At 66.1% G+C, this 24990-nt stretch carries 25 protein-coding genes, 1 tRNA gene and 4 pseudogenes; 11 read left to right on the forward strand and 19 right to left on the reverse strand.

Features of this window, described 5'->3' with window-relative positions:
* Window positions 1–19 precede the first annotated feature (19 nt).
* Both FCN77_RS00135 and FCN77_RS00140 read right to left on the reverse strand, forming a co-directional pair.
* Window positions 20–502 (reverse strand): FHA domain-containing protein, encoded by a 483-nt coding sequence (locus FCN77_RS00135; protein ID WP_137320603.1) that lies wholly within the window; start codon window positions 500–502, stop codon window positions 20–22.
* Window positions 499–1245, reverse strand: a complete 747-nt coding sequence (locus tag FCN77_RS00140; protein WP_137320604.1) for a DUF3662 and FHA domain-containing protein — start codon at window positions 1243–1245, stop codon at window positions 499–501. The genes FCN77_RS00135 and FCN77_RS00140 overlap by 4 nt, the downstream gene beginning before the upstream one ends.
* Before the next feature lie 352 nt (window positions 1246–1597).
* On the opposite strand from FCN77_RS00140, the gene FCN77_RS00145 reads away from it, so the two are divergent.
* Window positions 1598–1680, forward strand: a tRNA-Leu gene (locus FCN77_RS00145).
* Window positions 1681–2012: 332 nt separating this feature from the next.
* Here FCN77_RS00145 and FCN77_RS00150 read toward each other — a convergent pair.
* The 8 genes and pseudogenes from FCN77_RS00150 to FCN77_RS00185 all read right to left on the reverse strand — a co-directional run bounded on the left by FCN77_RS00150 (window position 2013) and on the right by FCN77_RS00185 (window position 11616).
* Window positions 2013–2705, reverse strand: coding sequence for a FadR/GntR family transcriptional regulator (locus FCN77_RS00150; RefSeq protein WP_137320605.1), 693 nt, complete (start codon window positions 2703–2705; stop codon window positions 2013–2015).
* Window positions 2706–2715: 10 nt separating this feature from the next.
* Window positions 2716–3843 carry a mandelate racemase/muconate lactonizing enzyme family protein gene (locus FCN77_RS00155; protein WP_137320606.1) on the reverse strand — a complete coding sequence of 376 codons (1128 nt, stop codon included), beginning with the start codon at window positions 3841–3843 and terminating at the stop codon, window positions 2716–2718.
* An 86-nt stretch (window positions 3844–3929) separates the two neighbouring features.
* Window positions 3930–5729: an HNH endonuclease signature motif containing protein gene (locus FCN77_RS00160; protein ID WP_137320607.1), complete on the reverse strand. Its 1800-nt coding sequence runs from the start codon at window positions 5727–5729 to the stop codon at window positions 3930–3932.
* Window positions 5730–5774: 45 nt separating this feature from the next.
* Entirely contained in the window at window positions 5775–6695 is a 921-nt protein-coding gene (locus tag FCN77_RS00165) for an AEC family transporter (protein ID WP_137320608.1), read from the reverse strand.
* Between the two features lie 100 nt (window positions 6696–6795).
* Window positions 6796–7997, reverse strand: a pseudogene (locus FCN77_RS00170) (enolase C-terminal domain-like protein).
* Window positions 7994–9610, reverse strand: coding sequence for an aldehyde dehydrogenase (NADP(+)) (locus FCN77_RS00175; protein ID WP_137320609.1), 1617 nt, complete (start codon window positions 9608–9610; stop codon window positions 7994–7996). Before FCN77_RS00175 ends, FCN77_RS00170 begins: the two are co-directional and overlap by 4 nt.
* 41 nt (window positions 9611–9651) lie before the next feature.
* Window positions 9652–10566: a 5-dehydro-4-deoxyglucarate dehydratase gene (gene kdgD, locus FCN77_RS00180; protein ID WP_137320610.1), complete on the reverse strand. Its 915-nt coding sequence runs from the start codon at window positions 10564–10566 to the stop codon at window positions 9652–9654.
* Between the two features lie 165 nt (window positions 10567–10731).
* Window positions 10732–11616 carry a LysR family transcriptional regulator gene (locus FCN77_RS00185; RefSeq protein ID WP_137320611.1) on the reverse strand — a complete coding sequence of 295 codons (885 nt, stop codon included), beginning with the start codon at window positions 11614–11616 and terminating at the stop codon, window positions 10732–10734.
* A gap of 85 nt (window positions 11617–11701) precedes the next feature.
* On the opposite strand from FCN77_RS00185, the gene FCN77_RS00190 reads away from it, so the two are divergent.
* Together FCN77_RS00190 and FCN77_RS00195 are read left to right on the forward strand one after the other, a co-directional pair.
* On the forward strand, window positions 11702–11887 hold the full coding sequence (locus FCN77_RS00190; RefSeq protein WP_175417080.1) for a hypothetical protein: 186 nt from the start codon (window positions 11702–11704) through the stop codon (window positions 11885–11887).
* Window positions 11884–12288: a universal stress protein gene (locus FCN77_RS00195; RefSeq protein ID WP_137320613.1), complete on the forward strand. Its 405-nt coding sequence runs from the start codon at window positions 11884–11886 to the stop codon at window positions 12286–12288. The genes FCN77_RS00190 and FCN77_RS00195 overlap by 4 nt, the downstream gene beginning before the upstream one ends.
* A 72-nt stretch (window positions 12289–12360) precedes the next feature.
* On the opposite strand, the gene FCN77_RS00200 is transcribed toward FCN77_RS00195, so the two are convergent.
* Window positions 12361–13050 carry a TetR/AcrR family transcriptional regulator gene (locus FCN77_RS00200; RefSeq protein WP_254678768.1) on the reverse strand — a complete coding sequence of 230 codons (690 nt, stop codon included), beginning with the start codon at window positions 13048–13050 and terminating at the stop codon, window positions 12361–12363.
* Window positions 13051–13189: 139 nt separating this feature from the next.
* Here FCN77_RS00200 and FCN77_RS00205 point away from each other — a divergent pair.
* The 3 genes and pseudogenes from FCN77_RS00205 to FCN77_RS27450 form a co-directional block, all read left to right on the forward strand.
* A pseudogene (locus FCN77_RS00205) lies at window positions 13190–14574 on the forward strand (flavin monoamine oxidase family protein).
* Window positions 14575–14652: 78 nt separating this feature from the next.
* Entirely contained in the window at window positions 14653–16167 is a 1515-nt protein-coding gene (locus FCN77_RS00210) for an APC family permease (RefSeq protein ID WP_137320614.1), read from the forward strand.
* 92 nt (window positions 16168–16259) lie between these two features.
* Window positions 16260–16412 (forward strand): annotated as a pseudogene (locus tag FCN77_RS27450) (pyridoxamine 5'-phosphate oxidase); the annotation flags it as partial.
* A gap of 3 nt (window positions 16413–16415) precedes the next feature.
* On the opposite strand, the pseudogene FCN77_RS00220 reads toward FCN77_RS27450, so the two are convergent.
* Both FCN77_RS00220 and FCN77_RS00225 read right to left on the reverse strand, forming a co-directional pair.
* Window positions 16416–17020 (reverse strand): annotated as a pseudogene (locus FCN77_RS00220) (hypothetical protein).
* A gap of 54 nt (window positions 17021–17074) precedes the next feature.
* A complete protein-coding gene (locus FCN77_RS00225) occupies window positions 17075–17689 on the reverse strand; it encodes a hypothetical protein (RefSeq protein WP_137320615.1) in 615 nt (204 codons plus the stop codon).
* Between the two features lie 193 nt (window positions 17690–17882).
* Between FCN77_RS00225 and FCN77_RS00230 the strand changes: the two genes are divergently transcribed.
* The 3 genes from FCN77_RS00230 (at window position 17883) to FCN77_RS00240 (ending at window position 19419) form a co-directional block, all read left to right on the forward strand.
* Window positions 17883–18272, forward strand: a complete 390-nt coding sequence (locus tag FCN77_RS00230; protein ID WP_137320616.1) for a VOC family protein — start codon at window positions 17883–17885, stop codon at window positions 18270–18272.
* A 61-nt stretch (window positions 18273–18333) separates the two neighbouring features.
* On the forward strand, window positions 18334–18513 hold the full coding sequence (locus FCN77_RS00235) for a PspC domain-containing protein (protein ID WP_137320617.1): 180 nt from the start codon (window positions 18334–18336) through the stop codon (window positions 18511–18513).
* Between the two features lie 402 nt (window positions 18514–18915).
* Complete coding sequence (locus FCN77_RS00240; RefSeq protein ID WP_217496203.1) at window positions 18916–19419, forward strand: hypothetical protein; 504 nt, start codon at window positions 18916–18918, stop codon at window positions 19417–19419.
* Between the two features lie 105 nt (window positions 19420–19524).
* Here the strand turns inward: FCN77_RS00240 and FCN77_RS00245 are convergent, their stop codons facing one another.
* Together FCN77_RS00245 and FCN77_RS00250 are read right to left on the reverse strand one after the other, a co-directional pair.
* Entirely contained in the window at window positions 19525–21009 is a 1485-nt protein-coding gene (locus tag FCN77_RS00245) for an IS1182 family transposase (protein WP_137320619.1), read from the reverse strand.
* A 320-nt stretch (window positions 21010–21329) separates the two neighbouring features.
* On the reverse strand, window positions 21330–21959 hold the full coding sequence (locus FCN77_RS00250) for a thymidylate kinase (protein ID WP_137320620.1): 630 nt from the start codon (window positions 21957–21959) through the stop codon (window positions 21330–21332).
* Between the two features lie 241 nt (window positions 21960–22200).
* Between FCN77_RS00250 and FCN77_RS26475 the strand changes: the two genes are divergently transcribed.
* Complete coding sequence (locus tag FCN77_RS26475) at window positions 22201–22680, forward strand: hypothetical protein (protein WP_254678769.1); 480 nt, start codon at window positions 22201–22203, stop codon at window positions 22678–22680.
* 18 nt (window positions 22681–22698) lie between these two features.
* On the opposite strand, the gene FCN77_RS00260 is transcribed toward FCN77_RS26475, so the two are convergent.
* Entirely contained in the window at window positions 22699–23103 is a 405-nt protein-coding gene (locus tag FCN77_RS00260) for a DUF5997 family protein (protein ID WP_137320621.1), read from the reverse strand.
* Between the two features lie 122 nt (window positions 23104–23225).
* On the opposite strand from FCN77_RS00260, the gene FCN77_RS00265 reads away from it, so the two are divergent.
* Window positions 23226–23963, forward strand: a complete 738-nt coding sequence (locus tag FCN77_RS00265) for a LysR family substrate-binding domain-containing protein (protein WP_137320622.1) — start codon at window positions 23226–23228, stop codon at window positions 23961–23963.
* A 3-nt stretch (window positions 23964–23966) separates the two neighbouring features.
* On the opposite strand, the gene FCN77_RS00270 is transcribed toward FCN77_RS00265, so the two are convergent.
* The 3 genes from FCN77_RS00270 to FCN77_RS27455 all read right to left on the reverse strand — a co-directional run bounded on the left by FCN77_RS00270 (window position 23967) and on the right by FCN77_RS27455 (window position 24968).
* Window positions 23967–24302 carry a hypothetical protein gene (locus FCN77_RS00270; RefSeq protein WP_137320623.1) on the reverse strand — a complete coding sequence of 112 codons (336 nt, stop codon included), beginning with the start codon at window positions 24300–24302 and terminating at the stop codon, window positions 23967–23969.
* A gap of 137 nt (window positions 24303–24439) precedes the next feature.
* Window positions 24440–24829, reverse strand: a complete 390-nt coding sequence (locus tag FCN77_RS00275; RefSeq protein WP_254678770.1) for a substrate-binding domain-containing protein — start codon at window positions 24827–24829, stop codon at window positions 24440–24442.
* Between the two features lie 22 nt (window positions 24830–24851).
* The gene (locus tag FCN77_RS27455) at window positions 24852–24968 is read right to left on the reverse strand and encodes a hypothetical protein (RefSeq protein ID WP_368074301.1); all 117 of its coding nucleotides are present in this window, start codon (window positions 24966–24968) and stop codon (window positions 24852–24854) included.
* Window positions 24969–24990 lie beyond the last annotated feature (22 nt).

Genomic DNA, 24990 nt, shown 5'->3' on the forward strand with positions numbered 1-24990 from the left:
TTCTCCGGGGCGGCCACGGCTATGGCCTCAATTCGATGACCGTCTTGCCGATTCTCACGGGGACACCGAGCTCCACCGGCAAGGCGCGGGTGAGCTGCTGATTGGCTAGGTACGTGCCGTTGGTTGAGCCGAGATCCTCGATGAACCAGCGGCTGCCCTGCGGGAACAGCCGGGCGTGCCTGCCTGAGGCGTAGTCGTCTTCAAGAACCAGGGTGGCCTCCTGGGCGCGGCCCAGGAGGATGGGGCTTTCGGAAAGGGGGACTGTGCGGCCCTTGAGCGGGCCCTCGGTCACAACCAGTTGGCGGGCCTGCTGTTTCGCTGGGGGCGGGGCGGCTTCGGCCAACTCGGGGTGCTTGCGTACCTGGCGGGCAGTCGGTGCGCCCATCGCAGCCTTACGGCCGATCATCAGGTCACGGCGCATGGCCGAAACAATGCTGAAGATAAGGACCCAAAGCAACAGGAGGAAGCCGAAGCGCAGGGCCGTAATAGTCAGTTCGCTCACGGGCGGCCACCAGAGTTGGCGGGCAAAAGTCGGAAGATGATTTTGGTCCGTCCCATCGTGATGGTAGAGCCGTCAGTGAGGTCCACGCTGCCTACCACCTTGTGTCCGTTGACGTAGCTGCCGTTGGTGGATCCCAGGTCGACGGCCTGTGTTGTGCCGTTGGTGGTGCGGATTTCGAGATGGCGGCGCGATACCCCGGTGTCGTCCACCAGGATGTCAGCTTCGGAAGACCGGCCAAGCACAATGGACGCCGCGTTGAGTGAGTAGCGCTGGCCGTCAATGTCCAGAACGGGCTGGAGGCGCACTGGTTGCCTGTTGGGCGCTGCCGGGACGTTGTTCCTCGGCACGGCCGGGGCGGCGGGGGAACCGGAGGCCTTCTCAGTCCGGGAATCGATTTCGAAATCCCCGGCGCGGATTTCTTCGTCGCGCCGGAAGGAAATACGGACCGGGCCCTGGAGTGTGTAGCCCTGGCTTCTGACGTGGTTGATCACCACATCGCAAAGTTCTTCGGCCAAGGGGGTGCCCCATTCCTGCGCGCGTTTGAAGTCTTCCTCGCTGAGGCGGACGTCAAAGACGTTGGGGGCCAGCGTGCGGCCGGCGGCGATGGTGATGGCCTTGTGGTCGACCTCCCGGCGGAGCCGGCTGGCGATTTCCACAGGCTCAACCTGGGCGCGTGAACCGGTGGAGAAGACACCGCGGACGGCCTTTTCGATGCCGCGCTCGACTTTGTCCAGCATTCCCATGGCACCTCTCCTCTCCCTACGGCTGCGGGGCAGCACACGATTCGGAACTCAGCTCACAACATTGCCGGGAGCGCGCCGGGGACGGGCACTCCTACATCTGATACTACTGGGCAGGGCTGTGAATGACCTTAATGCACAACGCCGGGGCGGGCGGAATAGTTCGTTCCGGCCAGCCGTGGCGCGGCATCCGAAGCGGGGCGTGAGGGGTCCGTCGGCGGGGAGATTTCGGGCTGAGGCGACCGCCGCGGTTCCCGATTGGTGTTTTCCGGTGATTGTCCGTTATGCTTGATCTCGCTGCTTTTACGAGGCTGGCAGTCCGGAAATCGGACTCCATCCGGGTGAAAGAAGTTGCGCGCGAGTGGCGGAACGGCAGACGCGCTGGCTTCAGGTGCCAGTGTCCGAAAGGGCGTGGGGGTTCAAATCCCCCCTCGCGCACGCAAATGAAAGAACCCCGGTCTTAGGACCGGGGTTCTTCTGCTTTAACTGGACTCGCGGGGAAAGGCCTGGCGGGTCGTGGCCGGCTCCCGTATTGCCGTGGCGGATGCGCCTTCGGCGGGCACGACGGCGGACTGTTCCGCCGCCGTCGTCCGTTCCTTCAGGAAGTACACCAGGCCGGCGGCGAGGGTTGGAAGCTGCGGCCGGGGGCGAACAGGCCCGGAACAACGCTCCCGGTCTGTTCCTTGATGATGCCGAATCCGAACGGGCCACGAAGCCGCCCAGCACATTTTCTTGCCTGACTTGATACCTACAGGGCAGCAAGGGGGCGTTTACCGCCCGGCCCGGAGCCGCCGTCGTGAGTTTGCCAGATGGCTGCGCATGGCAGCCGACGACGACGGTTCGTCGCCTTCCGCGATCGCCGCGTAGATGGATTCGTGCTCGTGGACCACTTGTTCGAAGTGGTCCCGGGCGTAGTGTTCGACGCCGGTCATCAGCCGGGTGCGCGGCATGGCGATCATGGTCTGGCCCAGCGATGCCAGGCAGTCGGAGTAGAAGGGATTACCCGACGCCGCGGCGATTGCCTTGTGGAATTCGTAGTCGGACTTCATGGCATGCGCCGGATGGTCGCCGTTGGCCGTGAACTCCGCCAAGGCGTTCAGCACGGCCTTCAGTTGCCGGTCCGTCCGGTTGCGGGCAGCCAAAGCGGCGGCCTCGGACTCGACGCCGATGCGGAACTCGAGCAGGTGGAGCCGGTCCTCCATGCTGGAGACCGGCCGGCCTCCGGGTGCCGGCGGATCGCCGTGCGGGGGCGGGGTCAGCGCGAAGCTTCCCCGCCCGCGTTCGGTTTCCACGAGTCCCTCGGCCTGCAGCCGGGTCAGGGCTGCCCGGACCACGGTGCGGCTGACGCCGAACTCGCCGATCAGTGTGTTTTCGCTCGGAAGCTTGTCGCCGGGCTGGATGACGCCGTCGACGATGCGGGTGCGAAGATCTGCGGCGAGGTCCGTGGTCAGGTTCCGGCTCATGCGTTCAAGGTTACGCGCCGAACAACACGGACTCGGTGGTCCAGGCGCGGGCCTGGTCGCTGAGGGTCACGCCGAGTCCCGGGCGGTCCGGAACCAGCATGCGGCCGTTCTTGGTTTCAAGGCGCTCGTTGAACAGCGGGTCCAGCCAGTCGAAGTGCTCCACCCACGGTTCGCGGGGGTAGGCGGCGGCGAGGTGAAGGTGTATCTCCATGGCGAAGTGCGGTGCCAGTCCCAGTCCCCGTTCGTCCGCCAGTGCAGCCAGGCGCAGGAACTGGGTGATGCCGCCGACGCGGGGAGCGTCGGGCTGGATGATGTCGCAGCCGTTGGCGTTGATCAGGCCCTTGTGCTCGGCCACGGAGGCCAGCATTTCGCCGGTGGCGATGGGGGTGTCCAGGACGTTGGCCAGGTGGGCGTGGCCCTCGAAGTCGTACGCGTCCAATGGCTCTTCGATCCAGATGAGGTTGAATTCCTCCAGTTGCCGGCCCATCCGCATTGCCGTGGCGCGGTCCCACTGCTGGTTGGCGTCCACCATGAGCGGTACGTCCCAGCCGATGTGTTCGCGGATTCCGGCGACGCGGCGCAGGTCCTCTTTGCTGTCAGGGAGGCCGACCTTGATTTTGATGCCGCCGATTCCCTCGTCGATGGACTGGGTGGCGCGTGCCTTGACCTCATCCAGGGTTGCGTTGAGGAAGCCGCCGGAGGTGTTGTAGGTCTGGACGGAATCGCGGTAGGAGCCCAGGAGCTTGGCCAGCGGCAGGCCGGCACGCTTGGCCTTGAGGTCGTAGAGGGCGATGTCGATGGCGGCCAGAGCCTGTGTTGCCACGCCGGAGCGGCCCACGGACGCGCCGGCCCAGAGGAGCTTGGTGTAGATCTTGCCGATGTCGTTGGGGTCCTCGCCGATGATGCCCTCGGCCACCTCCTTGGCATGGGCATACTGCGCGGGTCCACCCGCGCGCTTGGAGTAGCTGAAGCCGACGCCGCTGTGTCCCTGTTCGGTGGTGATCTCCGCAAAGAGGAAGACCACTTCGGTCATGGGCTTCTGCCGGCCGGTGAACACCTTGGCGTCACTGATCGGAACAGCGAGTGGAAGCCTCGCGGTGGACAGATTTACGTGGCGGATGAGGTCTACGGTGCTCATGGGTGCTCCTTGGAAGCATGATGGCCGGGCTACATTGCCCTCCTGCTTAGAGTATAAGTTTCAAACTTGTATTACAAGTGGATGCCTCACGTTTGACGGTGATTGCGTTGTGGTTGTTGGTGGGGGTCGATGTGGGGTGGCGGGATGAACCAGGGGATGCCGGTTTTGACCTGGACGGTCCACAGTTCTTTGTGGATGAGGTGGTGGTGATGGGAGCAGAGCAGGGTTCCGTTGTCGGTGCTGGTGGGTCCGCCGTGTGACCAGTAGGTGATGTGGTGGGCTTCGCACCAGGGTGCGGGGATGGTGCAGCCGGGGAAGGCGCAGCCCTCGTCGCGGGCGGTGATGACTTTGCGGATGTGGGGCGGGAAGATCCGGGTGGTGCGGCCGATGTCCAGGATGCGGCCTTCGCTGCCGAGCAGGACGGGGATGATGTCGGCGTCGCAGGCGATCTTCCGGACGGTGGCGGCGGTGACCGGGCCGGTGAAGGTGAACGACCCCGTGCCCGGGATCCCGGTGGACCCGTGGTGCCCAGCTGTAGCGCTTCCGTCGCCGTGGAAGCCGGAGCTGGTGGCCGCGGTTCGGGAGCGGTAGCGGGGTCCCTGGTTGGTGGTGTGTTCGAGGCGGTCCAGGAGGTCGCGGTAGTCGATGGTGACCATGACTTGGGGCCGCAGCCCGCCCGCCGCGGGGAGGGTGCCGGTGGCGAGGGCTGCCTTGCACGCGCCGATCAGGCCGTCGAGGAGCCGCTGCGGCCGGGTCCGCCTGTCCAGATCGGCATCAAGTGCACTGCTGTTGCCGCCGGTCTCATCGCAGCTGTCCCCGGCGCCATCACCGGTCCCGCCACCGCTGTCAGGGGCGCCTCCAGCGTCGTTGCCCTCAGTAGTACCTGCCCGGGTGCGGGGGTTGGTGGCGGTGTTCATGACCGTCAGAAGTGATTCGTACTGGTCGGCGGTGGCGAAGATTTCCAGATGGTGCAGTCCGCGGCGGGCCGGGCGGAGGAACGCACCCTGGCGGCGGCGGAGTTCTTCCTCGGAAGGCTCCGAACCGTCCTGGTCGATCGCGTCGGTCCACTGGCGGGCGATGCGGGTCAGGAAGTCGGTGTCGCGTTCGGCCGCGGTGCGGGTCAGTGCATGTTCCATCCGGGCGGTGGCCTCTTCGGGGGCGTGGTGCCGGACACGGTCCAAAGCCAGGGTGATGATGGTCGCGGGACGGGAGCCGATGGTCCCGGCCGCAACGGCGGCGGCGAGTTCGGGCCGCTCCGCAGGCTCCGTGTGGCCCGTGAACCCTGTCCGGGGCAGCACCGCCGCAGCGAGAGTGATCCGGCGGCGTGCTTCAGCGGCGCTGATCCGCAGCAGGGCACGGAGGAACTCGGTGGCGTTCCGGGACCCGTCATCAGCAGGGTCGGAAGTGGTGGGTGGTGGCGCTTTGGGGGTCGCGGCAGTTTCTGTGCTCCAGCCAGTGGTCCAGCCGACTGCGCCCGAACCGGCTGATCCTGAGCCGAGTGCGGCTGAGCGCGCGGCTGCCGCGGCCTGGCGCCGGGTCCGGTCCACGGCCCCGGCTGCCACGACCTGCAGGTATTCAACGGCCCGGGAGATTTCCTCAACATTGGCGGCGAAGTCGGCGGACTCGCGGAAGCCGAGCATCGCGGTGTCGGCGACCGCCGTCGCGCTCAAGGTCTTGAGCAGCGCAAGGCACCGCGCCAAATCACCGGAACCTCCGGCGTCGGCTCCTAAGACAGCCGGATGCTGGAGTTCCACCGGGACGCTGCGCAGGCCGCGGATGCGCCCGGCATGCGATTGAACAGAAGGGGGCCGAACAGCAGAACCGGCGGCGGGCAGCTTGGCCCACCGCAATGCCTCTCCTGCTGCAAGACCCCCCACGGCTTCCATGGACTAAGTCTGAAGTGGGGGTATGACAATAATGCCGACCCGGAACTAATGAACCAGCCAGGCGACAACGAGCAGCGCGCCGATACTCAACAACGTGGTGCAGAGGATGACGTCGCGGGCCACCGTCATCCCGCGGCCGTAGGGGGAGGCGAAGAGGAACACGTTCTGCGCAGTGGGCAGCGCAGCCATGATGACGCTCGCCAGCAGGTGCTGCCCTTCCAGCTCGAAGACAAAGCGGCCCAGGACCCACACAACGAGCGGCATCCCGGCAATCTTCAGGAACGTGGCCACGAGGGTCTCAGTGCGGCCGTTATCTTTTTGCAGCGGCGCCCGGCCGGCCAGTGACAGCCCGAACGCGAGCAGGACCATCGGCACGGCACCGCCGGCCAGCATGTCGATGGGCTTCTGCAACAGGTCCGGGGCGCTCCAGCCGGTCAGGGCCACCGCGGCGCCAAGTCCGGAGGCGATGATCATGGGATTGGCAAACGGCGTGACCAGCAACTTCTTCCACGAAATTTTAGAGCCGGAGGCCACGCCCAGCACCGTGAGGTAGAACGGTGCCATCACCAGGATCTGGACCAGGAGCACGGGTGCAACGTGCTGTGCCGTTCCGACGGCGTACAGGGACACCGGGATGCCGATGTTGTTTGCATTGGCATAGCTGCTCGCCATGGCGCCCACCGCAGTTTCGGCTGCCGGGCGGCGGAAGAACAGGAAGCTTGCCAGGCAATAAAGGAGCCCCACTATCGCTGCTGAGAGCAGCGCCAACGGGGCGTCCGTTCCGAGTGCGGCCCGGATATCGCTGCCGGCCACCACCGTGAACAGGAGTGCCGGGTTGGTAACGTAGTAGGCGGTGCGGGTCAGCGCGCCCTGGACTTCCGGGCCTAGTATCCGGAGGCGGGCGGCGAGATAGCCCACGGCAATGACGGCGGAGACGATCAGTATTCCGGAGACAACGCCGCCCAAAATGAGCCCTTCTATTTAAGTCTGGGTTTCCGCACGGCCGTCTCCCCGTTGCGAAGGGAGGGCCGGCCGCGCGGAAGTTGGGGCTGGCGCCAGCAGGGACCTAGCGCACCAGACAGGGGCGCTTGGGATCAAAGGACCAGCCGTCGATGTAATACTGCATGCCGATGCTGTCGTCGCGGGCATCCAGCCCGTGCTCCAGGTACAGCTGGTGTGCCTTGTCCAGGGAATCGTGGTCCAGCTCGATGCCCAGCCCCGGCGCGTCCGGAACCTCGATGGCACCGTTCCGGATCTGCAGCGGGTCCTTGGTGAGCCCCTGCCCGTCCTGCCAGATCCAGTGCGTGTCCAGCGCCGTGATCTCGCCCGGCGCGGCTGCCCCGGTGTGAGTGAACATGGCCAGCGAAATGTCGAAGTGGTTGTTTGAGTGCGAGCCCCAGGTGAGCCCGAATTCATGGCACAGCTGCGCCACCCGGACGGAACCGTGCATGGTCCAGAAATGCGGGTCTGCCAGCGGAATGTCCACGGCGTTGCTGCGGATGGCGTGAGACATTTCGCGCCAATCCGTGGCAATCATGTTGGTGGCCGTCTTGAGCCCGGTGGCGCGGCGGAATTCCGCCATGACTTCACGCCCGGAGAATCGGCCTTCGGCGCCGCAGGGATCCTCGGCGTACGCCACCACGCCCTGCATCCGCTTGCCCAGCCGGATAGCCTCGTCCAAAAGCCAGCCGCCGTTCGGGTCGAGGGTGACCCGCGCGTCGGGGAAGCGCTTGGCCAGAGCCGTGACCACGTCCACTTCCTCGTCGCCGGAGAGCACGCCGCCCTTGAGCTTGAAGTCACTGAACCCGTAACGGTCCTGCCCGGCTTCTGCCAACGCAACCACCGCTGCGGGGGTCATGGCTTCCTGCCGGCGCAGCCTCTCCCAGCGGTCTGCCGGGGCGTCCTCCACAGGGTACGGCAGGTCCGTCCGACGGCGGTCACCGCGTGGACGGTGGTGCGGAGGTCGAAGGTCTGCACGCCGCGGCCGCCGGCGTCGCGGTCCGCGAGCTCCGCCGCGATCTCGCGCAGCAGGGACCGGTAACGGGCCACCGGCTTGCCGGCGATGAAGGCTCCGGCCTCCTCGATTGTGGTGCGGATCTTCTCCCCGCCGGGCACCTCGCCCAGCCCGGAGCGGCCCTCAGGGTCGGTAATAACCACCACGTTGCGGGTGAAAAACGGTCCGTGCGCGCCGCTGAGGTTCATCAGCATGCTGTCGTACCCGGCGACCGGAACTACTTCGACTTTGGCGATCGTGGGCTGGGTGCTCATGCGTTGACCCCGGCCTTTGCGTCGGCGGCGGCTTCAACCGTTCCGTCGATCCGGCGGTTCAGGTGCCACGGGTTGGCGTCCTGCAGCGGTGCCGGAAGCAGTTCCTGGGGGAGGTTCTGGTAGGCGACCGGCCGCAGGAAGCGGTTGATTGCCAGCGTACCCACGGAGGTGGTCTTGGTGTCCGATGTTGCGGGGAAGGGACCGCCGTGGACCATCGCATGGCCAACTTCGACGCCGGTGGGCCAACCGTTGACGATGATGCGCCCCACCTTCTGTTCGAGTGCGGGCAGCAGCTGGGCCGCCGTCGGGTAGTCCTCTTCGGTGAGCTGCAGGGAAGCGGTGAGCTGCCCCTCGAGCCGGTTGGTGGCTTCGACCAGTTCCCCGGTGCTGGAGTACCGGACCACCAGGCTGGCGGCGCCGAAGATCTCGGCGTGCAGCACGTGGTTGCTGACAAAGTCGGCGATGTCGGTGCCGAAGATGGTCGGTGCCGGTGCGTTTTCGGTGGAACCGGCCGTGCCCTGCCCGACGACAGTCACGTTTTCGGCGGAACCAAGCGCGTCGGCGCCGGCGTTCCAGGACGCGGCGATGCCTTCGGTCAGCATTGTCTGGCCGGCGCAGGCGGATACTGCGCGTCCGACGGCGGCAGCAAGTTTGTCACCTGCCTCACCGGACGGGGCGAACAGCAGGCCGGGAGAAGTGCACAGTTGCCCTGAGCTGCCGGTGACGGCTGCGACGTATTGCTGCGCCAGTGCGCTAATTTGTTCGGCGGAGCCGTTCAGGGCGCCGGGGAAGACGAAGACCGGGTTGATTGAGGACATTTCCGCATAGACCGGGATGGGTTCGGGACGCGCGGCCGCCGTGCGCATCAGCGCGATGCCGGCGTTCTGCGAGCCGGTGAACCCCACGGCCTTTATGGCGGGGTCCGCCACGAGGGCCTGGCCGATGCTGCTGCCGGGGCCGTAGATGAGCGAGAAGACGCCGGGGTGCAGCCCGGCGTCGCGGACGGCTTTCACGATGGCCTGGCCGACGAGTTCGCTGGTGCCGGGGTGGGCGTTGTGGGCCTTGAAAACCACCGGGCAGCCGGCGGCGAGGGCCGAGGCGGTGTCTCCTCCCGCCGTCGAGAAGGCCAGCGGAAAGTTGCTGGCACCGAAGACGGCCACGGGGCCCAGCGGGATCTGGCGCTGACGGATGTCGGCGCGGGGGAGCGGTGTGCGTTCCGGCAGGGCGGGATCGATGCGGACGCCGCGGAAGTCGCCCTGGCGGACTACCGTGGCGAACAGCCGGAGCTGGCCGGTGGTGCGTGCGATTTCGCCCTGCAGCCGGGCTGCGGGCAGGCCGGTCTCCTGGCCTGCACGGTTGATCAGCTCGTCGCCGATGGCCTCGATGTTGCTGGCGATGGCTTCCAGGAAGCCGGAGTGCGTCTCGGGATCGAGGGTGCTGAAGGAGGCATACGCCTCGGCGGCCGCGGCGGTGGCTGCCTTGAGCTGCTCTTCGGTGAGCAGCGTGTACGCGGGCTCAAGGGCTTCGTTGCTGGCAGGGTTGAAGCCAAAGGCTGTTTTGCCTTCGCCTGCTACGGCCTGCCCTGCGATCAGGGAATGTCCGGTGAGTGTCACGGTGGTTGCTCCTAGGAAAGGATGGATCAGGAGACGGTTGGTCAGGAAACGGTGGCGATGAGTGCTTTAAGGTCGGCCAGGTCCTGCGGTGCCAGGTTCTGCAGCGGCGGGCGGACCCCGCCGGCGGAGCGGCCAATGGCGTCCAGGCCGCCCTTGACGATGGACACGGAGTAGCCCTTGACCCTGTCCCGGATGTCCAGGTAGGGGATCACGAAGTCGTTGAGCTTCTTGTTGACGGCGATGCGGTCCTGTTTGCGCACGTCCTGGTAGAAGTCCAGGGCGAACTGCGGGACGAAGTTGTACATGGCGCTGGAGTAGGTGCTCATGCCCAGCTGCAGCAGTGGGAGGGCGAAGGTCTCGGCCGTGGGCAGCCCGCCAAGGTAGAACAGGCGGTCGCCGAGCTTGGCGTAGACGCGCGCGTCGTGTTCGAGGTCGCCCACACCGTCCTTGAAACCGATCAGGTTCTCGTGGCGGTCGGCCAGGGTGGCCACGGCGGTGTCCTTGTAGATCGCGTTGGCGCGGTTGTAGATGATGACGCCGAGCGAAGTGGAACTGCAGACCGCACTGACATGGTCGATCAGGCCGGCCTGGTCCGCTTCCGTCAGGTAGGGCGGCAGGAGCAGGATTCCTTCGGCTCCTGCGGCCTCCGCTGCCTGGGCGTTCTCAATGGCCTGTGACGTGGACCCGCCGGCGGAGGCCAGGACGGGAACGGTGCTCCCGACCTCCTCGACGGCGGCACGGACAACGCGGGCCGATTCGGCGGGCGTGAGGGAGAATCCTTCACCGATCCCGCCGGCGGCGAAGAGCCCGGCCACCGGGTAGCTGGCCTGCCATGCGAGGTGCTTGCGGTAGTTCTCCTCGTCGAATTGGAGCTGCGAATCGAACGAGGTCACCGGGAAGGAGAGCAGCCCGTCTTTGAGAGCGCTGGCAAGTTCCTGGGGTGAGTGTTTGGCCACGATGGGTCCTCCATGCCGGCGCCGCATCGGCGCGTCAGTTGATGTCTTCCCCTTCAGCCTAGGGAGCCAAGTGATGCCTGTCTAAGTTCATTTTTGAATGCATTGATACCCTCCGAGCATCGCTCTCCAGGGCCTGCTTCGGTGCCTCAGTGACCGCGCCCGACTTCAGTTCTCCTGGAACTCCAGGGACCCCAGCGCCAGTGTGAGTGCGGGGTTGGTGATGTTGCGGTTCCAGATGGCGTGCAGTTCCACCGGGTCATCCACGCTGCTTTCCAGAGGCAGGAATTCGACGCCCTGGACGCCCAGCAAGGTTGCGGAGTGCGGTACGAAGGCCACGCCGCGCTTGGCGGCAACCAGCGACACCATGGTGAGGATCTGGCTGACAGTGTGGACCACGTTTGCGTGCTGGATGGGGATCATCCGGACCACGAGGTCATAGAAGTACCGTGCCTGGGTCGATGAGTGCATGATGAGCGGCTCGCCCCTGAGGTCCTGTTCGGTGATGTCCCGCTTAAGGGCGGCCAATGGGTGGCCTGACGGCACGGCCAGCACCATGGCTTCCCGGTAGAGCAGATGCGAGTCGAAGACTTCGTTGTCAAAGGGCGGCCGTGCCAGGCCGAGGTCCAGTTCGCCGGACTGGAGTCCGGCGATCTGCTCGCCGGTGACCAGTTCCTGCAGGTCGATGTCGACGTCGGGCAGTGTTGCGGCGATCTCCTCCAGCAGCGGGCCAAGGATGCTGAAGCCGCTGGCTGCCGTGAAGCCGATCCGCAGCAGGCCCGAACGCCCCGAGGCGATGCGCCTGGCCGTCACGGGCGCCCGGTCGGCCAGTGCCATCAAACGGCGGGCTTCGTCCAGGAAGGCCCGCCCGGCGGCCGTCAGCTGGACCTTGCGGTTGTCGCGTTCCAGCAGTTCCGCGCCCACGGACTTTTCCAGCTTCTGAATCTGGCGGCTCAGCGGCGGCTGGGTCATGTTGAGGCGTTCGGCGGCCCGGCCGAAGTGAAGTTCCTCCGCCACGGCGATGAATCCTGCAAGCTGGTCAAACGTAAACATGATGCCTTCCGGGTATCACTGGATGCAAATTTGGGCTTAGACATGCATCATAATGGCTTCCTACACTCGATACAGCCGACCGGCAGTGATCCGGTTCACAGACGTACGGGGCAACGGCCCCACCGGCTTCTTCGGTCGTCCCATCTCAGCCACCCTGCTTGTGGTGTTCGTCCTGGTTGCGGTGCTTCCGGGCATCAAGTCCATGCTGGCCAAGCGCCAGGCCCCGGCGGCGGCAGAGACCGCACCCACCAGAATCAAGGAGAAGGTATGAGCATCATCGTCGGATTCGTTTCCACGCCTGCAGGCGAGGCGGCGCTCACCGCAGGCATCGCCGAGGCAACCCTCCGCAACGAGGACCTGGTGATCGTCAACTCCGCCCGTGAAGGTGCGCTGGTGGACAAGTCCGTGGCCGCCGAGGACGTCCTGGCCCGGGCCGCCCGGCGTGCCACGGAGGCCGGCGTCAAGGCAACGGTGATCCAGCCGCCCTACCAGCACGACCTTGCCGACGAATTCCTGGACATCGCCCGCGAAGCGAATGCGTCCCTGATCGTCATCGGCCTGCGGCACCGTTCACAGGTGGGAAAGTTCATCCTGGGCAGCCATGCCCAGCGCATCCTGATGCAGGCAGACCGGCCGGTCCTGGCCGTAAAGGCCGACGGCTCGAACTTCTAGGCCGGATTCTCCAACCCAAGGCGCGGTACGCGACCTATCACAGGGTCCGCGGCCGCCCCTTGCCGGCGGAGCCTACTGCCGCAGTGCCCCAAGCCCGGAAATCAGCGCCTCCAGGCCCAGGCTGAATGCGACGTCCGCCGGCTTTTCGTGGCCCTGTTCCGCCAGGCTCCGCACCGCTGCCGTGAAGTTGGGCGTGGATTCCGCCATGCTGCCCGGATCGAAGATGTCCGCCGGCGCCGTTACGTCGTAGGCAGAGCCGAAGATGAAGGATTCCAGCGCCACGATCGAGGAGATGATGCGCTCCTGCGGGAACCCCGCCTCACGGAGTCCCCGGCTGACCGTTTCGTACATGGCCAGGGTCTGGGGTGCATCCGTCACCGGCAGCACAGCGATGACCGGGATCAGCGGAGTGTGCTTGGAGAACACGTCCCGGTAGCTCCAGGCCCACTGCCGCACGGCTTCGTCCCACGGCACCGTGCCGAAGGCGGACACATCCACCAGGGACGCGAGGTGGTCCTCCACCAGGACCAGTACGTCCTGTTTGGACGTCACGTGGTTGTAAAGGGCCGACGGCGCCACGTTCAGGGAGCGCGCCAGCGCGGCCATGGTGAGGCCGTCGTAGCCGTTCTTTCCGATCAGCAGCAGTGCTGCTGACGTAATAACTGCCTGGTCCAGCACTGCCGAGGCTGGCCTGCCTGCGCGGCGTTTCACCGGCGCTTCGGCGTGGCGGGAGTCGGTGGTCGGGCGTGCGGCTGCCGGCATCGTCGGCCTTTCTGCTGGCGGGGTCCCCAGCATTATTCCACTCACCTCTTCCGTGACGATCCGGAAACCGCTATAGTTCATAAATGAATGGCATTCATTTAGTGGTTCGCATCACTCTGGCGGCCACAGAAAGGACATCATGCTGGAACTTGACCGCGACGTCGTCGTCGTAGGTGCAGGCCCCTCGGGCCTCACTGCAGCCCGTGAACTGAAGAAGGCCGGCCTCAGTGTCGCCGTACTGGAAGCGCGCGACCGCGTGGGGGGCCGCACCTGGACCGACACCATTGACGGCGCCATGCTGGAAATCGGCGGCCAGTGGGTTTCGCCGGACCAAACCGCGCTGCTGGAACTGCTGGACGAGCTGGGCCTGGAAACGTACTCCCGCTACCGCGAGGGCAAATCCATCTACGTGGGCGCCGACGGACGGAAGACCCGCTACACCGGTGACTCCTTCCCCGTCAGCCAAACCACGGCCGCCGAAATGGACAAGCTCATCGGGCTGCTGGACGGGCTGGCGGCGGAAATCGGCCCCACCGAGCCTTGGGCCCACCCCAAGGCCCGCGAGCTGGACACCATCTCCTTCCACCACTGGCTTCGCCAGAACTCCCCGGATGAAGAGGCCTGCAACAACATCGGCCTGTTTATCGCCGGCGGCATGCTGACCAAGCCGGCACACGCCTTCTCCGCGCTGCAGGCGGTGCTGATGGCGGCATCCGCGGGATCGTTTTCGCACCTCACGGACGAGGACTTCATCCTGGACAAGCGGGTAGTGGGCGGGATGCAGCAGGTTTCGCTGCTGCAGGCGCGGGAGCTGGGCGACGACGTCGTCCTCAGCAGCCCGGTGCGCACCATCAACTGGACCGAAGAGGCCGACGGCGGCCCACGCGTGACGGTTGTGTCGGAGCGGGCAACGGTGAACGCCCGCTACGTGATCATGGCCGTCCCGCCCAACCTGTATTCGCGCGTCTCCTTCGTCCCGCCGCTGCCGCGCCGGCAGCACCAGATGCACCAGCACCAGTCACTGGGCCTGGTCATCAAGGTGCACGCCGTGTACAAGACGCCGTTCTGGCGCGAGGACGGGCTGTCCGGCACGTGCTTCAGCGCCGGCTCGCTGGTGCAGGAGGTCTACGACAACACCAACCATGGGGATCCCCGGGGCACGCTGGTGGGCTTTATCTCCGATGAGAAGGCCGACGCCGTCTTCGAGCTGAGTGCCGAGGACCGCCGCCGCGCCATCCTGGAATCCATCGCGGCGTTCCTGGGGACAAGGCCCTCGAGCCCGAGGTGTACTACGAGTCCGACTGGGGCTCCGAGGAATGGACCCGAGGCGCCTACGCATCGAGCTACGACCTTGGTGGCCTGCACCGCTACGGCAAGGACCAGCACCAGCCGGTGGGCCCGATCTACTGGAGCTCCTCGGATCTGGCGGCCGAGGGCTACCAGCATGTTGACGGGGCCGTCCGGATGGGGCAGCTCACCGCGGCCCGGGTGGCCACAGTCGCCAGGGTCACCGCCCCGGCTTAAGCTCCCCGCCGCGCCCGGGTGTCAAGCCAGGCGCCCGCCATTCAACGTCGAATGAACCTCCTGAGAGGCAACCCCAGAATGTCAACCGCAACGCAGCCGGCGCCGGCTGCCCACAAAACACTCAGCGATAAAGGTCTGAAGGCCGGATCGGTGGGGCTGATCGGCGCCGTCGTCATCGGGGTCTCCTGCATTGCGCCGGCCTACACTTTGACGGCTGCGCTGGGCCCCACCGTCTCGGAGGTGGGGGTCCACCTGCCGGCGATTTTCCTGGTGGGCTTCATCCCCATGCTGCTCGTGGCGCTGGGGTACCGCGAACTCAACAACGCGATGCCCGACGCCGGCACTTCCTTCACGTGGGCAACGCGCGCCTTCGGGCCCTGGATCGGCTGGATGGGCGGCTGGGGCCTGATAGCAGCCACCATCATTGTGCTTTCCAACCTGGCAGCCGTTGCCGTGGACTTCTTCTACCTCATGCTCGCCCAGCTCTTCAGCAACCCTGAGCTGGGCGGGCTGAGCAAGAACCTTCCGGTGAATATTGCCACCACGCTGGTGTTCATCGCGCTGGCCTGCTGGATTTCCTACCGCGGCATGGAGACCACCAAGGGCGTCCAGTATGTGCTGGTGGCGTTCCAGCTCCTGGTGCTTGGCTGGTTCGCGGTGGCGGCGTTCAGCCATGTTGCCAACGGTTCTGCCTTCGATGCCACGGCACTGTCGCCGGACTGGTTCAATCCGTTCGCCGTGGACTCCTTCTCATCCTTCGCCGCCGGGGTGTCGCTGTCGATCTTCATCTATTGGGGCTGGGACGTCACGCTGACCATGAACGAGGAAACCCGGAATCCGGAAAAGACGCCTGGCCGGGCCGCGACCGTGACTGTCCTGGTGATTGTGGTCATCTACATGACGGTTGCGCTGGCCACGCTGTCCTTTGCGGGCACCGGCGACAGCGGACTTGGCACAGGGAACCCGGACAACCAGGGCAGTATCTTCGCTGTGCTTGCCGGTCCCGTGATGGGTCCGTTCGCCATTCTGATGTCCCTGGCCATCCTGAGCAGTTCGGCGGCATCCCTGCAGTCCACGTTTGTCTCGCCGGCCCGGACCCTGCTGGCCATGGGCCACTACAAGGCCCTGCACCCGAAGTTCGGCAGGATCAGCCCGCGGCACAAGTCCCCGAGCTACGCCACCGTGGCCGCGGCCGTGGCTGCCGCGGCCTTCTACGTCATCACCCGGACCACTTCCGAGAATGCATTGTGGGACACCATCACTGCGCTGGGCATGATGATCTGCTTCTATTACGGCATCACCGCCCTCGCCTGCGTCTGGTTCTTCCGCGCCCAGGCCTTCAGCGGAGCGCGCGCGTTCCTCTGCAAGTTCCTCGCACCCCTCCTGGGCGGGGTCATCCTGCTGGTCATGTTCGTCAAGACGGCCTACGACTCCATGGACCCCGAATACGGTTCGGGTTCGTCCGTTGGCGGCGTGGGGCTGGTGTTCGTCCTTGGCATGGGCGTGATCCTGCTGGGCGTGGTGCTCATGCTGGTGATGTACAAGGTCCGTCCGGAATTCTTCAGGGGACAGGTCCTGTCCCGCGGAATCTGATCCGGGAAATGTAATCCCCGAGCTTCCGCCCGGCATCCTGCCCATTGAAAGTAAGCGCACTTACTAATAGGCTGGATCGGGCTGGGGAACTCACCCCCGAGGTGGTCCTCTTGCGCGTTGACTCGGATTCGGCCGAATGCTGGACCAGCCCCGTCGGAACGGCCGCAACAGTTTTTCAGTGGATCAAGTCCAAGGTGACGCACAGCCGCATGAGCGTGGGTGAAAGCGGGACCGTGGACCTGTAGTCCCTACTGCACCTTCCGGAGGGCTGCCAGCACTTCCGGTAGCAGGACGTCGTTCCGGCCCCAGACCGGGTCCAGGACTTCCACATACCAGGAATCGGCAAGCAGCAGGGCCAGCGTTTCGTTGGTCTCGTCGGACCAGTCGCGGAGCTGGTCGTTCTCCACCGGGCTTTCGCTGGAGCCGAGCACCGTGACTACCGCATCGCCGTCGAAGGTGACAGGAATGGCGGCCCGGCTCGTTTCCCCGGGGCGTGGGCAACGGTAATGAGTTCGGACCTGGTGGACAGCGCCACAAGCTCGGCCGCCGCACCGGCGCCGCAGAAGCCGGTCACATACTGGCGCTGCGCGTGGCCGGAGTCGTCGCGGACACCCGGCTGGGATTCCTTGGTGAAGAGCCCGTTCCTGTTGATTTCCGCCAGTGCGGCGGCGATGGGACGGGTCTCGTCGTCGAAGCTGGGCGCAAACGTTCCGGGCTGGTATTCGCTCCGTGACTCAAGCCACCGCGCAGTAAGTTCACCGGCCGCTTCGAGGGTGGTGGCCTGCCGCCAGACTCCCCGGTCCGATCGCAACCTGCCGTGCTCGTCTCGTGTGTCTGTGACTAATGGCTCCATCATGGGATGCTACCGCCGCACCTGCCGGCGTTTCCAATGTCGCCGACACACCCGTTAACGTCCGGGCAGCCAATGTCCCGAGGTTTGGGGCGACGGAACACCCGCCGCGGCCTCCGCCCTGCCCAGGGCGTTTTCCAGCCGGGCGACGGCAGGAAGGTACCCCGCTGCTTCCATGGCACGGAGCCGCTCGGCCTCCCTCAAAGCCTTGATCAGGGCCGCCGTTTCGGGCCGGCGCACGTCGGACATGTCCGGGAAATCGATGCAGCACGCGGGGTCCAGCTCATAGCGCTGCCAACGCGCCAGCACCATCCGGTGCCGCGCCGCCGCGGCCTCGAGCTCCGCCCGTAAGCCGGTGCGCTGCAGTCGCGCTTCCTGCCAGGCCAGTACGCGGGGACTCCACAGATAGGCGGCAACAGCCGTGACAATGGCAAGGGTTCCTACAGCGAGGCCCAGCCACGGCGAGTCCAGGGTAGGTATGAGGACGGCCGGGAACACAATCACGAGTCCGGCGAAGCCGTCCCAGAAGACGGCGTCGGTGACCTCTCCGGCGTCGCGCCTGACGTGATACCGCGCGGAAAACACCGCGCCGGCCACGCCACACACCACGACGGCGGCGCAGACTGCTAGCTGCAGGGGCCCCATGGGGACCGATTCCGTGATGACAGACACCGCTCCACCTCCAACGGAACCGGACCGGGATGGTTGGGTTCCGCTAATTCCATTGGAATCCCGGCGGGCCCGGCCGTCAATGGGCAGGCCCCGTGGCCGGTCTCGCCCGCACGGCCTCTCTGCACGACCTGCCTCCAGGCCTTGCCGGCCATAGCCGTTCCGGTGCCGCGGGCCCACGGGTAGCCTAGGCACCATGCGACTAAAAATGTGCAGCATCCACGTCAAGAACCCGGCCGCGGCCCACCGGTTCTATACAGAGACCCTTGGGTTTGAGACCCTCATGGCCATGCCCGAATATAACCTGTACATCGTGAAGGATCCCGGCTCCGCGGGTGGCAGTGCCGGGTCCGCGGGGCTGCTGCTGGAGCCCAGCGACAATCCCATTGGGGCGGACTACATGAACGGCCTGCACGACGCCGGGATCCCGGCCATCGTGTTCGGCGTCCCCGACGTCCGGGCCGAGTATGAGCGGCTCAGGGCCCTGGGCGTCGTGTTCCAGGCGGAACCGTCCGAGGGCCCCACGGGCACCTCGGCGGTGCTGGACGACGGCTGCGGAAACTACATTCAGCTGCACCAGGATTGAGGCAGGACCAATGCTTCATACCTCTGGACTGCACCCGGACCCACGCTGGTAGTCTGACCGCATGACTGCAGCGTTGGTTCGGCCCAGGAATGGCAAGATGATCGCCGGCGTCTGTGCCGGCCTCGCTTCAAGGTTCGGTATTTCAAAAGCCCTTGTCCGAATCGGCTTTGTGCTCTTCGGCGTTTTCGGCGTGGGTGAATTGGTATATATCGCCCTGTGGATCATCATGCCCAAGGAGTGATCCTGCCCGGCTGGGCAGTTAACTACCTGCGGGGCCCCGCAACGGAGTCCCGCACAACCAGCGGGCATGCGGCCCGATAAAGGCCCATGGCCTGTCGCCACTTTTCAAGGGCGCGCAGCCGGCGCACAATGAATCCACCTTTACCTTGGCGGTGATGACCAGTGGCGCTGGCAATCGTGGTTGTGTGCACGCTGTTGCTGCTGGCTGGCGTCGCCATGGTCATCGCTTGGGGAGGCCGCACGGTCAGGGCGCCTTCGAGGCCCGCTTCTTCGGCGGATACCATAGAGTCTTCGGCAGTGCCCGCACGGGATGCTGTTGTGGAGGCGCAGGTCTCCGCCCTACGCCGCTACCTGTGGTGGGCCAACGTCGCCACCGTGGCGGCCGTCGCATCCGGGATCCTCGTTGCAGGGGGCCGGCGGCAGGCTGGTGATGCGCGTACTGGCCGTCACCTCGCCGGCGTCGGCCCAGGGGCGCCTTACCGAAGCCCAGGCTAATGTCGGATTCCCCACGATCGACGGCAGCATTGCCTTGCTGTTCTTTGGCGGACTTCCCGCCGGCTTCGCGGCCGCCTTCATCTACCTGCTCATTCACCGTTGGCTCCCCGCCGGCCGCCGGGCAGGACCGCTGTTCGGGGCACTGCTCCTGCTCGTTCTCGGCGCTTCCGTGGAGCCGTTCCGGGCCGACAACATCGACTTTGCCATCGTGGGTCCAGGCTGGCTGTCCGTAGTGCTCTTCTCCGCGCTTGCCGTTTTGCACGGCGCAGTGGTGGCCGCGGTGGCCGGCGCTTTCAGTGAGCGCCTTCCGCTACCGTCAGGGCAGGACTGGAAGCATTACCTGCCGCTGCTAGGAGCGTGGGGCGGTAGTGGTTTCCGTCATCCAGGAGTGGTCCTGTCTACTGACCGGTGACACGTTGCCATCTTGATGACCGGGCTGTCCGCGGCGGTGGTGGGCCTCCTTCGAGGATTGGCAGCGGCCGCGGGCCGGGCAGCCGTGGCCGCCTTGGCCCGTGGGTCAGGCTCCGGCCGGGGCGTTGAGACCGGCTTTGGCTTTGAAAGTGAACAATTTCAGCAGGTTGTGACAGCCTGCCATCAGTTCCCACTCGTGTTTGGCCTGTTCGAGGCCGCGCAGGAGTGCGTGTTTGCCCTGGCGGGTGTGGATTTGCCCGAAGACCGGTTCGATGATCGCCTTGCGCCGCGCGTAAACGGCCCGGCCCTTCTTGGTTTTGAGTTTCCTCGCCATCCGTTCCCGGAGTGTGGCGGTGGCCGGGATCCTGCCCCGGGGCGTCTCGGGAACCTTTTCGCCGTGTTTGAGCCGGCCGGTCGCGATGAAGAACTCGGTCCCGCCGGCGGCCTCGATTTCCTTCACGTGTTCGAGGTTGGCTGCTGAACAATATCCGGCATCAATGGTCCATTGGGCGGGCATCCGGCCCAGGGTTTCGGCGGTGCGTTCGGTCATCGGGACCAGTTGCTGCACGTCCACCGCGGTGTTGTTCAGATCGGTGGCGACGATGACCTGATGGTCCGCGTCGACCACGGCCTGGGCGTTGTAGCAATAGTGGTACGAGCCGTCTGCGGTCTTCATGATCCGGGAGTCGGGGTCCGTGAAATTGCGCTGGGCCCTCGGTCTGACCTCCGCTTTGGCCGCGGCTTCCTCGCCCTTGGCCGCAGCCGCCCCGTCGTCATCGCCGCGGTCCCGGGCTTTCTGCTCCGCCTCTTGGCGTGCTTTGGCTGCTGCGTCCTCTTCGAGCTGTTTGCGGGCCGCGGCCATCTTCGCCAGCCGCGATTGCCGGTCGGCCAGGTCCGGCGGGAGCTCATCGCCGCGCGTATCCGCCCCGAACCGGGCATCCTCCTCCCTGTCCACGGCCTCGGCGTCGGCGAGCATGTCCGAGACCTCCGCGGCGAGGATCCTCTGTTTTTCGGTCAGCCGTCCGTAGCTCATCGCCTTTCGCCGGGACGCGTTGGCCCGGACCTTCGTCCCGTCCAGGGCAACCCGGCCCAAGGAGACCATGCCCGCGGCCCGGCAGAGTTCCAGCGCCTGCAGGAACACGTTCCCCAACGCCGCGAGATGGCGTTTGCGGAACCGGCCGATGGACCGGAAATCCGGTGCCTGCTGCCCGGCCAGCCAACGGAACGCGACCACGTCCACGCACGCCCGCTCCAACTCCCGGGAGGAACGCACCCCGACGCAGTAGCCGTAAAGCAGGACCCGGACCATCAACCGCGGATCATACGGCGGCTGGCCCTTCGTCTTCCCATACGAGCCGTAGAACCGGGACAGATTCAGCTCCCGGGACACCAGATCAGCGATGAACCGGGCCAGATGATTGCCCGGCAACCACTCATCCAGCGACGGCGGGACCAGCATCACCGCGTCCGGCTCAAAGGATTTGAACCGCTTCTTCACACCAGCGCCGGCCTCAACGATCCCGTCATCAAAACGCTCCACCCGCTCCACGAGAGCTTCATCAAAAAGGCCATCCTGGGAACCGGAATTCATACTCCCGATTCTTCCAGCCACCCCTCCCGCACCCCGGCAATTCACACGGCGTTTTAAGAACCCGGCCGACTACTGACCCGCGCTCCTAGCGGCCGTCCTGTTCGTGCCTGCGGGACTGGTGATTGGCGCCGGGGCGCTAGCGGTCGTGGTGTGGAGCAAGCTTGTTCCGGGTGCCGGGGCCGGGCAGCCGGGAACAGAGGACGGACCACCTGCAGCCAGGCGGCCGGGGACCTCCCACCGGGCGGCGGCCATGACCTGGGCAGCCCGCGGGCTGCTCGGATTGGCGGCTGTCGCGGCCTTGCCCCTGTTTATCAGCGCAGTCACCTTGATTGCCTCACGCTGATTCGTCCGGCCCCGGTGACAGCACCGGCGACACCATCGGTGCCCGCGTCGTTGATCGCGTTCGTCAGTGCGGCCAGTACGTCGTCCTGGGCGGCGCCCGCGTCGATCCCGACGAACGCGGGGAACTCCGGAAGCGAGCGGTATGCGTCGCTGAGTGCCGCCAGCTCCTCCAGTGTTTCGGTGTCCGTCGCCCGGAGGAGGATACGTTCCAAAGCCTGCTCCGGAGCGATGTCGAAGTTGACCACCAGGTCAGGCGCGGGGAGTAGCCGCAGGAGCCAGGGCAGGAACCTGCCGCGCGGGAGCTGCCTGACCCTACGCAGGGCAAGCTGGCAGTAGAGATGGCGGTCCATGACCACCATGCCGTTGAATCGGCGGGCGCGGGCATGTGAGACCAGCACGTTGACGGTGCGGACTAGGGTCTCCAGGGCATCGGCCAGGCGGGGGTTGAGCGGCACCCCGCAGCGTGCCGACCACTGGGACATGTTTCGGCGGCCCGCATGGTTTCGAAGCAGGAGTGCCTCGCCGCCGGCCAGACGGGCAGCGTCAACGGCGGCCCGGGCGGCGGTCGTCTTGCCGGCACCATCAATTCCGGTCAGGACAACCGGCAGGGGTTACTCGTTTCGTAGGGTGGGACGTCTATTCGGTGGACCGGTCCAGCGGACCTGTTCAGTCGGGCCTCGCCCGGCACCGTGCCCCGTTCTTTCTTTCGGACTGTTTTTACTCCAACGACGAACGGGGTGTCCATCGGCCGTTGAACTTGTTCGCTGTTGGCCGTCCGGATTTCACGCGCCGTTAATGGTGGCGTTTTAGCGTGGTTCTTCAAGCACCATTTGCAAGAAGGGATCCATCATGGCCGATATTGCTGCTGTGCTTGGACGGCTCACCCCGGAAGAGCTCGACGAACTCCGTGCCCTCGGCCCCCAGGGGCACCTGCCCCGGCACCTCACCGATGCCCTGGACAGGGCTGCCGGCGGGCCCGGTGCCGGCCGCGGCTACTACGTTCCCACCGGGAGCGTCAGCCCCACCGGCGGACCCCACCTTGTGTTGCGCAGCGACGTTGCCAGCTGGCTGTTCGGGTCGGCGCCGCAGATTCCGCACGGTCATCAACCGGCGGAAACCGATGCGGAGTCAGTCCACACCGGAGCTGACTGGTCGGAGCTTCGGCCCGGAGACAGGGTGTCGATCGTGCGGGGCAACCGCGTCACGGGGTCGGGCATCGTGGACACCATGACCGAGGATGCTTCCACAGTGTGGGTTCTTTTCGAAGGCGTTGCACCCCGGCGTATGTTCCACCGCGGCGACCCGGACGAACTGCGGCCGGTCCGCTAAGGACCCACCGGAGTCAGGCTATTCGGCCTTGGCGCGGGCCTTCTTGGCGTCCTTCTTCGCAGCTTCGTCCTTGACGCGCTGGGCCTCGGTGCGGACTGCAGCGTGCGTGGAGCGCTCGGCGACCAGCCATGCGGGCGGCGCCTGTAGCAGTGCGGTGATTTCCGCCGTCGTGAGTGCCTCTTCGACACCGCCGCGGGCCAGGCCGCTGATGGAAACGTTCAGTTTCTGCGCCACCACGGGGCGGGGGTGCGGGCCGTTGCGGCGGAGTTCAGCCAGCCACTCCGGCGGGTTGGCCTGGAGCTCGGCGAAATCGGCGCGGGTGATAACCGAATCCTGGAACTCCTGGGGTGTTGCGGGCAGGTGGATGCCAAGCTTCTTGGCAACGGTGGCCGGCTTCATGGACTGGGAGTTTGCAGAGGTCATGCTTCAAGGGTATCCGGCGGACCGCCCGCAGGGCACCAACGCAGCACCAACGCAGCACCACGCAGGCCCCGTGCGTCCGCCGGCACGGGGCCACCCCGCGGCTCTGGCGGTACTGTGAACGTGTGTCCGCTGAAGAAGAATTCCCGCAAGCATCCGCACCTTCCGAACCGGAAGGGCGTGAGTTGCGCTTCGCGTACGTTGCCGGCGTGACGCCGGGGAAATGGATCCGGCGCTGGGAAGAGCGGATGCCGGACGTTCCGCTGCACTCCTTTATGTCCGACGACGGCGCGCAGCTTTCGGTCCTGCGTGACGGCGCCGCCGACCTCAGCTTCGTCCGGCTCCCGGTAGAGCGCGAGGGCCTGAACGTCATTCCCCTTTACGAGGAGCAGGCCGTAGTGGTTGCCCCCAAGGGCCACGAAATTTCGGTGTTCGAAGAGGTGGCACTAGCGGACCTCGCCAGCGAAACGTTCCTGGATGTCGCGGAACTCGGCGGCCCGGAAATGGCCCTGCAGGTGGTGGCGTCCGGGGCCGGCCTGGCCATCCTGCCGATGTCCGTTGCCCGCCACTTCAACGTGAAGGACACGGTGGCGCGGAAACTCACCGGTGCCCCTACCACCCAGATTGCGCTGGCCTGGCCCAGCGAAGCCACGGATGAGGTGATTGAGGAGTTCATCGGCATTGTCCGCGGCCGCACCGCCCAGAGCTCCCGCCAGCCGTCGGCGAAGGTGGAAGCGCCCAAGAAGGAGCCGAAGCCGGACAGGCGGGGGACCGGCGTCAAGAAGCCCAAGGTCGCCCAGCGCTACGCCCCGAATCCGGACAAGGGCCGTGGCAAGGGATCGCGCAAGAAGGGAAAGCGCTAAGGCTTAGGCCGCGCAGGCGTCCTTGAGGGCCGTGACTGACTCGGCCGGAACCTGGTCGCCGGCTTCGGCGATCTGCCGCAAGGGAGTGGTGATCTCGGACGGGACACCGGCGGGTTCCGCGCCGGCAACGAGGCCGCCCAGCGCTTCCTTGTCCTTGACGCTCACAAGCCCGTCTTGCACGAGGGCGCAGACCTGGCCCTTGACCTGGTCGGCGGCCGCGGTGGCAACCTTGGACGCGCCGTCGTTCACGGCTTTTTCCGCTGCATCCTGGACCTGGCCGCAACCGGTGAGTATGACGATGAGGGCAGCAACGGACAGGGCGGCGAGGCGGGATTTCATAATTCCACCCTAGCAAGGGCTGTTGGGAGCCGTTCTTGCCTTCTCCTTTGGACTGGCCTCCTTTGGACTGGCCTCCTTTGGACCGGCGCCGGCAGGGTGTGTGGGATGACGCCCCGTGGCGGCACGAGCCGCGCGTTTCAGCTGGAAACGCGGGCAGTTGTGCCGCGGACGATGAGGGCAGGTTCGATCAGCTTGCGCCCGGGTTTGAGGGTGGGGTGTCCGATGCGGGTATGGCCGAGGCTGAGCAGGTGCTCGGCGGCCATACGGCCGCCGCCGTCGTCGTCGTTTGTGATGAGGTCGGCGCCGGCCGGAACGCCGTTCCGCCAGCCGGCGACGACGGCGGGAATCCAGGTTCCGGCCATCATGGATTCGCTGGGCTCGGCGGCGATGACGAGCCCGTCCACGTGCATGGCCAGCAGGCCGTCAGTGGCTTCCGTGATGCGGTTCTCGCCTGGGCGTGAATCGGCAAGGGTGACCTGGTAGCCGTGGGGTGAGAGGGCGGATTCCATGCCCCTCAGGAGGTCCACTAACCAGAGGTTCCGGTAGTCATCAATGACCAGTCCGATGCTTTTTGTCTGGCTGCTGGCGAGGGTGGTCGCGGCCCCGCTGGACCGCTTTCCGGCGCTTCTCGCTGACCTTGGACGGGTTTTGAAGCACGAGCGACACCAGGGACGGAGAGACGCCGGCA

The organism is Arthrobacter sp. 24S4-2, from assembly GCF_005280255.1.
GTDB lineage: Bacteria > Actinomycetota > Actinomycetes > Actinomycetales > Micrococcaceae > Arthrobacter.